The following is a 13838-nucleotide window of genomic DNA, read 5'->3' on the forward strand; positions in this document are numbered from 1 at the left end:
CCGTATTTGACAGTGCCTTTTTTTTATGAAACGTGGTAACAAAAGCAAAATTGTGTTATACTACAGCAAAGGGGAAAAAGCATGAATATAAGTGAAATAGCAAAATTAGCAGGTGTGTCCAGTGCGGCAGTTTCTCGTTACTTTAACAACGGATATATTTCAGAAGAGAAGAAAGAGGCGATCCGCAAAGTTGTAGAGCAGACAGGCTATCGCCCTTCCATCCAGGCACAGACACTCCGTACCAAAAAAACAAAAATGATCGGTGTGATCGTACCAAAGATCGCATCCGCATCCATAGGCAAGATCGTAGAAGGAGTTCTCTCTGTACTGAATGAGAGCGGTTATCAGATGCTCCTCGCGGTGACACAGAACGATCCGAAGAAAGAACTGGAATATCTTTCTGCTTTTAACGACAAGCAGGTGGACGGCGTGATCCTCGCTGCGACAGTAGTGACCGCCGAGCATAAGAAGATCCTTAAGAACCTGTCTGTACCGGTGATCCTGGTAGGACAGCAGTATTCCGGCCATTGCTGTGTGTATCATGATGATTATCACGCTACCAGAGATCTCACAGAAGCCGTTCTCGATATGGGAAGGAAAAATCCGGGATATATCGGCGCGATCATGCAGGACAAGGCAGTTGGCGCAGAACGTTTTGGCGGTTATGAAGATGCTGTAAAAAAAGCCGGCATAGAGAAGGCGGCACAGCAGACGGTGATTTCTGCATTTACTTCTGATTCCGGTTATGAGAAGGCGGGAGAACTGCTTGCGAAGTATCCGGAGCTTGATGCAGTCATCTGTGCGACAGATACCATGGCTGCCGGAGCCGTCCGTTATCTGAGAGAGCATGGAAAGAAAGTCCCGGAGGATATTCTGGTTGCGGGACATGGAGATTCTGAGATCGCGAGAGTGATCACACCGCCGATCCCTACCGTGCATTTTTCTTATGAGAAGAGCGGTGAGATGGCAGTGGAGATGCTGATCGAAATGATGGGACAGGGTGAAACAGCGGTCAGAGAGGTGAAGCTTGGCTATTCTCTGATCAATATATAATAAAAGAAATGGGGTGCGTTTTTTGCTGAAAACATGGATACCGGGAGAAACTCCCGAGAAAGAGGAACTGAAACAGCAGCTCGATGCGGCAAGAAAGAAACTTTATGATCTTCAGATGAAGATCAAGGAGCACAAACTTCCGGTGCTGGTGCTTTTTGAGGGATGGAGTGCCGCCGGCAAGGGCAGTATGATCGGCAAGGTGATCAAGAATATCGACCCGAGATTTTTTAAGGTGGCGACGATGTCAGCTCCGTCTGAGGAGGAACTGCGCAGACCATTTCTTTACCGCTACATGTGCCAGATCCCGGAGCAGGGCAAATTTACTTTTCTGGATTCCGGATGGATGGAGCAGACGACGCAGGAAGTGCTCCGTAAGGAACTGACCGGAGAGGATTATGAGAAGCGGATCGAGAGCATCCGCCGGTTTGAGCGTCAGCTTACGGATAATGGTTATCTGGTGCTCAAGTTCTTTATGCAGATCGACAAAGAAGAGCAGAAATTCCGCATGGATAAACTCTGTTCCAGTCAGGATACACGCTGGAGAGTGTCAGAATTCGACAAATGGCAGCAGGAACATTACCGCAAATGCGAGAAAGTCTATGACCGCTATCTCAAGGATACGAATGCATCAACCTCTCCATGGTATATCATAGACGCCAGGGACAAGAAATGGGCAGAATTACAGGTGATGGATACACTGGTGAGCAGCATTGAGGTTGCCCTCCAGAACCAGAGCCATTCCGTTCCGATCCTTCAGAATATCTTCCCTTTGGTAAAGATGCCGAAACTGGCAGATGTTGAGCTTGCCGGCAAGACGATCGACGATGAGGAATATGACAAGGAACTTAAGAAACTCCAGAGTAAATTAAGTGAACTCCATAACCGTCTCTACCGCAAACGGATCCCGGTGATCATCACATACGAAGGATGGGATGCTGCCGGCAAGGGTGGAAATATCAAGAGAATCACAGGTGCACTTGATCCACGCGGATACGAGGTGCATCCGATCGCCAGCCCGGAACCACACGAAAAAGCCCGCCATTATCTGTGGCGTTTCTGGACGAGACTTCCAAAGGACGGTCATATCGCAATTTTTGACCGTACCTGGTATGGACGCGTCATGGTGGAGCGACTGGAAGGATTCTGCAGTGAAAATGACTGGAAACGCGCTTACAATGAAATGAACGAATTTGAGAAAGAACTGTCCGACTGGGGAGCTGTGATCATCAAATTCTGGGTTCAGATTGACAAGGATACACAGCTTGCACGGTTTAATGACCGTCAGAACAATCCTGAGAAACAATGGAAGATCACGGATGAGGACTGGAGAAACCGTGAGAAATGGGATCAGTATGAGGAGGCGGTCAATGAGATGCTCAAGAAGACTAGTACGGCTTATGCGCCGTGGCATATTCTTGAGTCGGTGGATAAGAAGTATGCGCGCATTAAGGCGCTCAAGATTGTGATCAAAGAGTTGGAAAAAGCCCTGAAATAAGGGCTTTTTTGATGCCCTTATTATCCCTGTTTTTTATTATTTCCTTTAATCCTGGGGATTTGGATGCTTGGGAGCAGAGCAAACCGCGAAGGGACGTTGCCCGTCCCCTCGCCACCCCTCGGCTGGGTGTTTGACGGAAATTTTGTCGTGTGGGATGCCCTTTGAAAAATTCTCCTGGTGCAACAAGTCGGGAAACTTTCGTATAAATGGATTCGAAATTTGCACTGTGTCTCAGGGTGCCTGCGTCTGCATTTTCTAAGGCTCCCCCACAAGACAAAATTCCCGTCAAACATTCAGGAGGGCACTGAAAAAGTCTACAAGGTAACCGCCTTAACAAAAAAGTGTCGATACAAATCGACGGGTCCCAGGGCAGTACCCTACGGCTCCATAAACTTTTTTAGTTCATCCATAAAAGTACTAACATCCTTAAACTCACGATACACCGACGCAAACCGCACATATGCAACAGCATCGAGATCCTTCAAATGCTCCATAACGATCTCGCCGATGCGAGTACTGGAAATCTCCTTATCCGCGCTCTCAAAAATAGACCCCTCGATGGAGTCAATCATAGACTCAATCTTCTCGATCGGGATCGGGCGTTTGTAGCACGCACGAAGAACACCGTCCTGGATCTTAGAACGGTGATAAGCTTCTCTTGTCTGATCCTTCTTGATGACACTTAATGGAATAGTCTCAACCTTCTCATAAGTGGTAAATCTCTTGCCGCAGGATTCACACATCCTTCTCCTGCGGATCGCATTGGTATCTTCGACAGGTCTGGAATCAACGACCTTGGTATTATCCTGATTACAAAATGGGCATCTCACGGTATTATCCCTCTTTTCCCTTTTATGGGCTAATTATACTGTATTTTTTTGGGTAATGTCAATAAATTACAGTGTATATTTCCGGCATTTTATGCATATATTTTTGAAAAAAATGGTGTCTGTATGCGTCTTTGCGAATTAAGGCAAAAAGAGATCATAAATATCCGCACCTGCAGAAGTCTTGGCTGTCCGATCGATCTGGAATTTGATGAAAGAAGCGGAAAGATCACAGCACTGATCGTTCCCGGACCTGGCAGATTCTGCTGTTTCTGGGGACGGGAAAGTGAATTTATCATCCCATGGAGCAGCGTCCGTCAGATCGGAGGAGATATCATCCTGGTGGAACTCCCGGAAGAAAAATGTCCTCACAGATAGTACCTTTTGCAAAACTGTCAAGGACTTATATTTTTTATATTTTTCGCAAAAAAGAATATTTCATATCCTCCCTGAGAATCATCTTTAGTACCAACTGAAATAAGGAGGATATTTCGATGGCACTAAACAAAGTTGAGATCTGCGGAGTGAACACAGCCAGTCTTCCAGTTCTGGCTCCGGAGGAGAAGGAGGAACTTTTTGAAAAGATAAAAGCCGGTGATAAGGAAGCGAGAGAGCGTTACATCAAGGGAAATCTGCGGCTTGTCTTAAGTGTGATCAAACGATTTCAGAACAGCAGTGAAAATGCGGATGATCTTTTTCAGATCGGCTGTATCGGACTTATGAAGGCCATTGATAATTTTGACACGACTTTGATGGTCAAGTTTTCTACTTATGCAGTGCCAATGATCATAGGGGAGATCCGGAGGTATCTGCGGGACAACAGCAGTATCCGTGTCAGCCGTTCGCTTCGTGACATTGCGTACAAGGCAATCTATGCCAAAGAAAGTTACATGAAAAAGAACCTGCGGGAACCGACGATCGCGGAGATCGCAGAAGAGATTGGGATTGAAAAAGAGATGATCGTGTACGCCCTCGATGCGATCCAGAACCCGGTCAGTCTCTTTGAACCGGTATATTCTGAAGGGGGAGACACCCTGTATGTGATGGATCAGATCAGTGACAAGAAAAACAAAGAAGATCACTGGCTGGAAAATCTTTCGCTCAGAGAGGCGATGAACCGCCTCGGGGAGAGGGAGAGACACATCATTGATATGCGGTTTTATGAGGGAAAAACGCAGATGGAAGTGGCAGAAGAGATCGGGATCTCCCAGGCACAGGTCAGCCGTCTGGAAAAAACTGCCCTTCGAAATATGAGAAATTATCTTCGTCCATAACAAAAAGCTCCGGCATGAAAACCGGAGCTTTTTGAATATCAATGATTCGCAGAGGAGGAAATTAATTAAACAAGGCCCTGAGCGATCATTGCGTCTACAACTTTTTCGAAGCCGGCGATGTTAGCACCTGCAACGAAGTTATCTGGCATGTCATAACGTTTTGCAGCGTCATCGATCTTAGCGTAGATGTCTTTCATGATCTGATGAAGTTTGGCATCAACTTCTTCTGCTGTCCAGGAAAGTCTCTGGGAGTTCTGGCTCATTTCCAGTGCGGAAGTAGCAACACCACCGGCGTTGGATGCTTTTCCAGGAAGGAAGAGAACGCCGTTTGCCATAGCGTATTCTGTAGCTTCTCTTGTAGTAGGCATGTTAGCACCTTCTACGATATATTTGCAGCCGTTTGCTATCAGAGTCTTAACGCCGTCAACATCAAGTTCGTTCTGAGTTGCGCATGGAAGGTAAACATCACATTTGATGTTCCAGATTCCAGTACCTTCTGTGTAGGTAGCACCTTCTACACGGTCAGCATATTCTTTGATACGTCCACGTTTTACTTCTTTGATGTCTTTGACAACGTCGAGATTGATTCCGTTTGGATCATATACATATCCGTTAGAGTCACACAGAGCAACAACTTTGGCACCAAGCTGAGTAGCTTTCTGGATTGCATAGATTGCAACGTTTCCGGAACCTGTAACAACGACTGTCTTTCCTTCGAGAGAATCGTTGTGAGCCTGCATCAGCTCGTTGAGGATATATACAACACCGTATCCTGTTGCTTCTGTACGGATGAGGGATCCGCCGTAGGTAAGTCCTTTACCTGTCAGAACGCCTTCATAGAGGCCACGGATACGTTTGTACTGTCCGAACAGGAATCCGATCTCACGTCCGCCAACACCGATATCACCAGCCGGTACGTCTGTGTCAGCACCGATATATTTGGAAAGCTCTGTCATAAAGCTCTGGCAGAATGCCATAACTTCTCTGTCGGATTTGCCTTTAGGATCGAAGTTGGAACCACCTTTACCACCACCGATCGGAAGACCTGTCAGAGAGTTCTTGAATACCTGCTCGAAACCAAGGAATTTAAGAATGCTCTGGTTTACTGTAGGATGGAAACGAAGACCTCCCTTGTAAGGTCCGATTGCACTGTTGAACTGTACACGGTATCCTTTGTTGATCTGTACGTTCCCGTTGTCATCGATCCACGGAACACGGAAAGAGATGATTCTTTCTGGCTCTACCAGACGCTCCAGGATGGAAAGGCTGCGGTATTTCTCCTCGTTACGGTCGATAACAACCTTAAGGGAATCCAGAACTTCTTTTACTGCCTGATGAAATTCCGGTTCACCAGGATTCTGTGCAACGACTCTTTCATAAACTTCTTCTGTGTAAGACATGACGATTTTCCTCCTCGTTTGTTCGCGTATAAAAAATAATAACGTCTTTGTGGGGCTTACAAATGCCCAGACACTATTATACACGAAAGTGGTAAAGTTGAAAAGGGGAATATTAATTTTTTTTATATCTTACTAAATTTGTATGAATATGACAATAATATCCGAAATTTTTTTATCTTGATAAAATGACCTGAATATGAGATTATAGTAAAAACTATGTAAAATCTCAGAGAGGAGTTGATAAAAATGAGAACATTTGACAAATCTGCCAAGCTAGATAATGTACTGTATGATGTAAGAGGACCGGTGGTTGACGAGGCGGCGAAGATGGAGGAAGAGGGTAAGGAGATCCTGAAGCTTAATATCGGAAATCCATATCCTTTTGGTTTCTCAGCTCCTCAGGAAGTGATCCTGGACATGCTGAGTAATATCCGCACTTCACAGGGCTATTCGGATTCCAAGGGTATTTTTTCTGCCCGCAAGGCGATCATGCAGTATGCACAGCTTCGCGGGATCCCGAATGTGACCATGAATGATATCTATACAGGAAATGGTGTCAGTGAACTTATCAGCCTGTGTATGCAGGCACTTCTGGATAATGGAGATGAGATTTTGATCCCGGCACCGGATTATCCACTGTGGACGGCGACTGCGACACTGGCAGGAGGCAAGGTCGTACATTATATCTGTGACGAGCAGTCTGACTGGTATCCAGATATCGAGGATATCAGAAGCAAGATCACGGACAGGACCAAAGCGATCGTTATCATCAACCCGAATAACCCGACAGGTGCTGTCTATCCGAAGGAGATCCTGGAGCAGATCGCGCAGATCGCCAGAGAGAAGGAACTGATCATTTTTTCTGATGAGATCTATGACCGTCTTGTCATGGACGGATATCAGCATACTTCGATCGCATCTCTTGCACCGGATGTATTCTGCGTGACATTTTCCGGACTTTCCAAATCCCATATGATCGCAGGATTCCGTATCGGCTGGATGATCTTAAGCGGAGCCAAGGAGCGTGCGAAGGGTTATATAGAAGGAATCAAGATGCTTTCTTCCATGCGTCTCTGTTCCAATGTGCCGGCGCAGGCGATAGTACAGACTGCCCTTGGCGGTTACCAGAGCGTTGCAGAGTATGTGAAACCGGGCGGAAGAGTTTATGAGCAGAGAGAGTGCATTTACAATGCCTTAAAGGATATCCCGGGAATCAGCGTTGTGAAGCCGCATGCGGCATTTTATATTTTCCCGAAACTGGATGTGGAGAAATTTAATATCACGGATGACGAGCAGTTTGCACTGGATTTCCTGCATGAGAAGCAGGTGCTTCTTGTACCGGGCAAAGGCTTCAACTGGGGTGCACCGGATCATTTCCGTGTGGTTTATCTGCCGAATACAAGGCAGCTTGAGACTGCTTCACAGAAACTTAAAGAATTTTTGAGCACCTACCGTCAGGGCAGATAAAGGAAAGCCTGGCAAAGGCAGTGTGCATTTTTGGGATAGACCAAAATGAGTTTTGATGGTATACTGTATCTACTGTGTTGTAAACGATTACTGCGAACAGTAACGTAAAACTACGGTAACAACGGGGAGGGAGTTTGATCGAGAAAAAGCAAAGGACTTGAAAGGAGACTTACAATGGCAGGATTTAATATGAAGGTAACACCGGAGATCGAACAGCTTACAGAGGCATGTAAGGACCACACTACGATGGATCTTTCTTTATATGGTAAGTATGATGTCAAGCGTGGTCTGCGTGATATCAATGGTAAGGGTGTTCTCGCCGGACTGACCCAGGTGTCCAATGTACAGGCGGTCAAGGTTGTAGACGGTAAGGAGGTTCCATGTGCAGGAAGCCTTTATTACAGAGGTTACAATATCAAAGATCTCACGAACGGTTTTGTCAAGGATAACCGTTTTGGTTTCGAAGAGACTACATATCTTCTTCTGTTCGGTACTCTGCCGAATGAGAAGCAGCTTGAGGATTTTAAGGAACTTCTGGCAAATCAGCGGTCACTTCCGCGAAATTTTGTCAGGGATGTCATCATGAAGGCACCGGGACGTGATATCATGAATGCTCTGTCAAGAAGTGTCCTTACTTTGTATTCTTATGACAATAATCCGGATGATATTTCCTTACCGAATGTTCTGAGACAGTGCCTGAATCTGATCAGTATTTTTCCACTGTTGTCAGTTTATGGTTATCAGGCGTATAATCATTATGTGAGAGGCAAGAGTCTTTATATCCACAATCCGAAGAAGGAACTTTCCACAGCGGAAAATATCCTCCGTATGCTGCGCCCGGATAAGCAATACACAGATCTGGAAGCGAAGATCCTGGATCTTGCCCTGATCCTTCACATGGAGCATGGCGGTGGTAACAACTCTACATTTACCACACATGTTGTGTCTTCATCCGGAACAGATACCTATTCCGCGATCGCGGCATCACTTGGTTCCCTCAAAGGACCAAAGCACGGCGGTGCCAACATCAAGGTTGTCCAGATGTTCCAGGATATGAAGAAGGAAGTCAAGAACTGGGAAGATGAGGATGCGGTGAGAGCATATCTCAAGCGTCTCCTTCATAAAGAAGCCTTTGATAAGAGAGGTCTGATCTATGGTATGGGTCATGCGATCTATTCTGTTTCCGATCCGAGAGCAGAAGTCCTTCGAGGTTTTGTAGAAAGCCTCGCGAAAGAAAAGGGACGCATGAAGGATTACAGACTGTACTCCATGGTTGAGTGGATGGCTCCTGAAGTTATCGCAGAGGAACGACGCATCTACAAGGGTGTCAGCGCGAACGTGGACTTTTACAGCGGCTTTGTATACAGCATGCTGGATCTGCCGCTTGAGCTGTACACACCAATGTTTGCGGTTGCCCGTATCGTAGGATGGAGCGCGCATCGTATGGAAGAGCTGATCAATACAGACAAGATCATCCGTCCTGCATACAAGAACGTGCTTCCGGCAGCGGAGTATGTACCGCTTAAAGAAAGATAGACAGGAGAAGAAAATGTTTCGATGTTTTTTTCCGGATGAATATGTGGATTCCACATATGTGATCGATTTTGAAAAACTGTATCAGGAAGGATACAGAGGTTTGATCTTTGATATTGATAATACACTTGTGCCGCATGGGGCACCGGCAGATACACGTGCGATCGCACTGTTTCGGCGTCTTAAGAAGCTGGGATTTGGCTGCTGCCTTTTATCCAACAATCAGAAGAAGAGAGTGGCTTCTTTTAATGATGCGGTCCAGGTGAATTATATTGAGAACGCACACAAGCCTTCTGTGAGAAATTATAACAGGGCAATGGAGATTCTGGGTACGAATACTGAGAATACCATTTTTATAGGAGATCAGCTTTTTACCGATGTATACGGAGCCAAGAGAGCCGGCATCCGCAATATTCTGGTCAAGCCGATCGATCCGAAAGAAGAAATCCAGATCGTGCTCAAGCGCTATCTGGAAAAAATAGTACTATACTTTTATGAGAAAGAGGAGGGGATTTCATGAACCATGTGGTGATCATCGGGTTTATGGGTTCAGGTAAAACAAGAGTAGGAAAACAGCTGTCCAAGGATCTGGGGTTATCATTTGTCGATCTGGAGAGACTGATCACAAGAAAGATGAACATGTCTGCCAGAGAGATCTTTCAGCGGTTTGGTGAACCGTATTACCGTGCACTGGAGACAGTTGCACTCAAACAGTTTATTCAGGACAATGAACGCAGAGTCATTTCTCTGGGAGCAGGACTTCCGCTTCAGGAGCAGAATGAGAAATATCTCAAGGAGCTCGGCACAGTCGTTTATCTGAAGGGTTCACTGGCAACTCTCAAGAAACGTCTGGAAGGTTCCAGCAAGGATCCGATGCTTGACGGTGATGACCGCGATGAGAAGATCAAGAAGCTTCTGAAACAGAGAGATCCGGTTTATCAGAAGTTTGCAGACGTTACGGTTGTTACCGGAGAGAAGCCATTTGAAGAGCTGATCAAAGAAATTGAAGAGAAATTAGCTGCACAATAAAAAAAGTAGTTGAAAAATCTTCATGTGTATTATAAAATAATTGATAGCGACAACATAAGAAGGAGGAAATTAAAATGATTTCAGCAGGTGATTTCAGAAACGGTGTCACAATTGAAATTGAAGGAAATGTATGTCAGATCGTTGAGTTCCAGCATGTAAAACCTGGAAAGGGCGCTGCATTCGTAAGAACAAAATATAAAAATATCATTACAGGAGCTGTACTGGAGAAATCTTTCCGTCCAACAGAGAAGTTCCCGCAGGCACGTATCGACCGTGTAGACATGAGCTATCTGTACAACGATGGAGATCTTTACAACTTCATGAATGTTGAGACTTATGACCAGGTTGCACTTACCAAAGAGCAGGTTGGAGATTCTCTCAAATTCGTTAAGGAGAACGAAGTTGTTAAAGTTTGCTCCTGGAACGGAAACGTATATGCAATCGAGCCGCCTCTGTTCGTAGAGCTTGAGGTTATCGAGACTGAGCCAGGATTCGCTGGAAACACAGCACAGGGTGCTACCAAACCGGCAACTGTTGAGACTGGCGCACAGGTAATGGTTCCTCTGTTTGTAAACCAGGGCGACAAACTGAAAATCGATACAAGAACAGGTGAATATCTGTCTCGTGTATAATTAATAGGAAATGATAGGATACCACCGGAGAGATTCGGTGGTATTTTTTTATAAAAAAGGAAGAGGGTGTATTATGGAATACAGAATACTTGGAAAAACAGGACTTAAGATCTCGCGTATGGGATTTGGAGGAATTCCGATCCAGAAGATTGACGAGGAAGGCACCAGAAAACTGCTTCACGAGATGATGGAGATGGGAGTCAACTATATTGATTCTGCAAGAGGATATACCGTCAGTGAGCAGTACATCGGATATGGTCTGGAGGGAATCCGTGATAAATTTGTGCTTGCGACCAAATCCATGTCCAGAACAAAAGAAGCAATGGCAGCGGATATTGAGACAAGTCTTGGAAATTTCCGCACAGACTATATCGACCTTTATCAGGTACACAACCCAAGCATGGAACAGCTTGATCAGGTGATCGGCGAGGGCGGTGCATTGGAAGCTCTGATGGAAGCGAAGGCAGCGGGCAAGATCGGACATATCGGACTGACTGCACATTCTACAGCTGTTTTTGAGCGTGCACTGGGACTTGACTGGGTGGAAACGATCATGTTCCCATACAATATCGTAGAACAGCAGGGTGCAGAACTCATCCATAAATGCGCAGAGAAAAACATCGGCTTTATCGATATGAAACCATTGGCAGGCGGTGCGATCGAGGATGCGACCCTGGCACTTCGCTATGTCTGTTCCAATCCTGATGTGACCGTCGTGATCCCGGGAATGGCAGAAGTCCGTGAACTGGAGCAGAACCTTGCCGCATGTTCCAACACAGAACCACTCGCCGACGAAGAATTAAAAGCAATGGACAAAGTCCGCGAACAGCTCGGTACCGATTTCTGCCGCAGATGCAACTACTGCGCGCCATGTACCGTTGGAATCAACATTCCAAGCGTGTTCCTGTTCGCAGGCTACCTTCAGAGATACGACCTCGCAGACTGGGCAAAAGACCGTTACAGCACACTGAAAGTAAAAGCTTCTGCCTGCATCGGCTGCGGCAAATGCGAGCCAAGATGCCCGTACCATCTGCCGATCCGCGAGAAACTCAAGAAGTGTGCGCAGGATATGGGAGAATAAATCTGTTTTTTACAGAAGAAAATCAAGGGAGATACACAAATGTTCAAAGATATTGTAAAAGCAAGCAGAAGCTACAGAGGTTATGACGAATCCTATCGTTTCAGAAGAGAAGAACTGGAGGATTTCGTGGACTGTGCACGTTTTGCACCATCCAGTGTGAATGCGCAGCCGTTTCGGTATTATCTGGCGTGGGAGAAGGAGGAGGTTGACCGTATCCAGAAACTGACAAACTGGGCGAGAGCACTCCCTGAGATGCAGCTTCCACATCCGGGAAAATGCCCGACCGGATTTATCATCATCTGTCAGGATCTGAATCTCGGAGCTTCTATCCCGAGATACCAGAAGGATGTTGGAATCGTTGCACAGACCATGCTTCTCGCAGCAGCTGAGAAAGGGCTCGGCGGTTGTATGATCGGAAATTACAATGCAGATTCCGTCAAAAAAGAACTGAGTCTGGCAGAAAATCTTGCCCCGGTACTGATCGTAGCGTTTGGCAAACCGGCAGAAGAGATCGTGATCAAAGAGATTGAGGAAGGTGAAAGTATCGCCTACTATCGCGCCGAAAACGATGTACACTACGTACCAAAACGCAAACTGTCAGATATCCTCATAAAGAAATAAATTACAAGAGATGAAAGAATAACCCATTCCAGAGCTGCTACAGTACCGGGATGGGTTATATTATTGGAATCATTTATATCTTTGGATATAAAGTTTGTGCAGTAGTGGAGGAAGCAAGAATCCCTGAGGTTTGATTGTGGGGAATGCCAAAACAGCATTCTTTTTGAAAGATCACTGATGTAGCTTTTATACAGACCAAAAATTGACATTTTTCAAACTGTTACATAAAAAACTGCCGATATAACGGCAGTTTTTTGTACTTTTTTTGACTTGTTATGACAAAAAAGGATGTGCTATAATAGACAGCAGTGAATTTTTTAGGAGGCGAAAAAAGTGAAATATCTGAGACAGTTTGGAATCATCCTTGCTGTGACCTGTGCGGGGGAGATCATGAAGTATTTTATCCCGCTTCCGATACCGGGCAGTATCTATGGACTGATTCTGATGTTTGTGCTTCTTTTGACAAAGGTGATCAAAGTAGAGCACGTAAAGGAGACCGGTGAATTTCTGATCGAGATCATGCCGCTTATGTTCATTCCGGCAGGCGTTGGTCTGATCACATCCTGGAGCCAGCTGCAGTCTTTTCTGGTGCCGCTCCTGGTAATCACAGTCGTATCGACGTTTGTAGTCATGATCGTTACAGGAAAGGTTACAGATTTTTTAATATCCAGAAAAGAGGGAAAGAAGTAAGATGGACAATTTAATCATGAGTTCGGCAACGGTAGGGATCGTGATCAGCCTTCTGGCATATGAGATCGGGCTTGCAGCACAGCGTAAATGGAAGCTGGCGTTATTAAATCCGCTTCTGATCTCTATTGCGATCGTGATCGCGTTTCTGGTAGTTTTTCATGTGGATTATGAAAGCTACAATATGAGTGCAAAATACCTGAGCTACCTTCTGACACCTGCGACGGTAAGCCTGGCGATCCCTCTGTATCTGCAGCTTGATCTGCTGAAAAAGAATATCGGGGCGATCTTTGGCGGAGTTATTTCAGGCGTTATCGCAAGTCTTGGAACGGTACTTGTAATGTCGATCGTATTCGGTCTGAGCCACAAAGAATATGTGACCATGCTTCCGAAGTCTATTACGACAGCAATCGGTATGGGCATTTCTGAGGAGCTTGGCGGATATGTGACAATTTCTGTTGCAGTGATCATCATTACAGGTGTTCTTGGAAACATGTTTGCAGAATACATCTGCAAACTGTTCCGCATCAAGAGTCCGATCTCCAGAGGACTTGCGATCGGTACAGCATCTCATGCGGTAGGTACAGCAAGAGCAATGGAGCTTGGAGAAGTAGAGGGAGCGATGAGCAGTCTGGCGATCGTTGTGTGCGGTCTGTGCACTGTCATTGGAGCTTCGATCTTTTCCTATCTCTGGTAAAATAAAAAGTAAAAGACATCGTAACTGTTCAGTATCCTCACA

Annotated in this window: 15 protein-coding genes; 13 read left to right on the forward strand and 2 right to left on the reverse strand. The window is 45.7% G+C overall.

The window, feature by feature from the left end; all coding sequences use genetic code 11:
- The first annotated feature begins 81 nt into the window (after positions 1-81).
- Entirely contained in the window at positions 82-1053 is a 972-nt protein-coding gene (locus DWX28_RS00385; protein ID WP_022215600.1) for a LacI family DNA-binding transcriptional regulator, read from the forward strand.
- 22 nt (positions 1054-1075) lie between these two features.
- Positions 1076-2548 carry a polyphosphate:AMP phosphotransferase gene (gene pap, locus DWX28_RS00390; RefSeq protein ID WP_118251348.1) on the forward strand — a complete coding sequence of 491 codons (1473 nt, stop codon included), beginning with the start codon at positions 1076-1078 and terminating at the stop codon, positions 2546-2548.
- Positions 2549-2925: 377 nt separating this feature from the next.
- Here pap and nrdR read toward each other — a convergent pair whose 3' ends face one another.
- Positions 2926-3378: a transcriptional regulator NrdR gene (gene nrdR, locus DWX28_RS00395; RefSeq protein ID WP_022215602.1), complete on the reverse strand. Its 453-nt coding sequence runs from the start codon at positions 3376-3378 to the stop codon at positions 2926-2928.
- A gap of 123 nt (positions 3379-3501) precedes the next feature.
- On the opposite strand from nrdR, the gene DWX28_RS00400 reads away from it, so the two are divergent.
- Complete coding sequence (locus DWX28_RS00400; protein WP_118251486.1) at positions 3502-3753, forward strand: YlmC/YmxH family sporulation protein; 252 nt, start codon at positions 3502-3504, stop codon at positions 3751-3753.
- A 116-nt stretch (positions 3754-3869) separates the two neighbouring features.
- Positions 3870-4649, forward strand: coding sequence for an RNA polymerase sporulation sigma factor SigG (gene sigG, locus DWX28_RS00405; RefSeq protein ID WP_022215603.1), 780 nt, complete (start codon positions 3870-3872; stop codon positions 4647-4649).
- A 65-nt stretch (positions 4650-4714) separates the two neighbouring features.
- Here the strand turns inward: sigG and gdhA are convergent, their stop codons facing one another.
- Positions 4715-6049, reverse strand: a complete 1335-nt coding sequence (gene gdhA / locus DWX28_RS00410; RefSeq protein WP_022215604.1) for an NADP-specific glutamate dehydrogenase — start codon at positions 6047-6049, stop codon at positions 4715-4717.
- A gap of 246 nt (positions 6050-6295) precedes the next feature.
- Here gdhA and DWX28_RS00415 point away from each other — a divergent pair, with 246 nt between their 5' ends.
- The 9 genes from DWX28_RS00415 (at position 6296) to DWX28_RS00455 (ending at position 13796) form a co-directional block, all read left to right on the forward strand.
- A complete protein-coding gene (locus DWX28_RS00415) occupies positions 6296-7516 on the forward strand; it encodes an aminotransferase class I/II-fold pyridoxal phosphate-dependent enzyme (protein ID WP_022215605.1) in 1221 nt (406 codons plus the stop codon).
- 174 nt (positions 7517-7690) lie between these two features.
- Entirely contained in the window at positions 7691-9052 is a 1362-nt protein-coding gene (locus DWX28_RS00420) for a citrate/2-methylcitrate synthase (protein WP_022215606.1), read from the forward strand.
- Positions 9053-9065: 13 nt separating this feature from the next.
- A complete protein-coding gene (locus DWX28_RS00425; RefSeq protein WP_022215607.1) occupies positions 9066-9569 on the forward strand; it encodes a YqeG family HAD IIIA-type phosphatase in 504 nt (167 codons plus the stop codon).
- A complete protein-coding gene (locus DWX28_RS00430) occupies positions 9566-10078 on the forward strand; it encodes a shikimate kinase (RefSeq protein ID WP_022215608.1) in 513 nt (170 codons plus the stop codon). Before DWX28_RS00425 ends, DWX28_RS00430 begins: the two co-directional genes overlap by 4 nt.
- 74 nt (positions 10079-10152) lie before the next feature.
- Positions 10153-10710 carry an elongation factor P gene (gene efp / locus DWX28_RS00435; RefSeq protein ID WP_022215609.1) on the forward strand — a complete coding sequence of 186 codons (558 nt, stop codon included), beginning with the start codon at positions 10153-10155 and terminating at the stop codon, positions 10708-10710.
- A gap of 73 nt (positions 10711-10783) precedes the next feature.
- Positions 10784-11791, forward strand: coding sequence for an aldo/keto reductase (locus DWX28_RS00440; RefSeq protein ID WP_022215610.1), 1008 nt, complete (start codon positions 10784-10786; stop codon positions 11789-11791).
- 39 nt (positions 11792-11830) lie between these two features.
- Positions 11831-12412 (forward strand): nitroreductase family protein, encoded by a 582-nt coding sequence (locus DWX28_RS00445; RefSeq protein WP_118251349.1) that lies wholly within the window; start codon positions 11831-11833, stop codon positions 12410-12412.
- Positions 12413-12745: 333 nt separating this feature from the next.
- Positions 12746-13102 (forward strand): CidA/LrgA family protein, encoded by a 357-nt coding sequence (locus DWX28_RS00450; RefSeq protein ID WP_022215612.1) that lies wholly within the window; start codon positions 12746-12748, stop codon positions 13100-13102.
- Between the two features lies 1 nt (position 13103).
- Entirely contained in the window at positions 13104-13796 is a 693-nt protein-coding gene (locus tag DWX28_RS00455) for an LrgB family protein (protein WP_022215613.1), read from the forward strand.
- Positions 13797-13838 lie beyond the last annotated feature (42 nt).

This window comes from Blautia sp. AF19-10LB (genome assembly GCF_003461245.1).
GTDB classification, from domain to species: domain Bacteria; phylum Bacillota; class Clostridia; order Lachnospirales; family Lachnospiraceae; genus Blautia_A; species Blautia_A intestinihominis.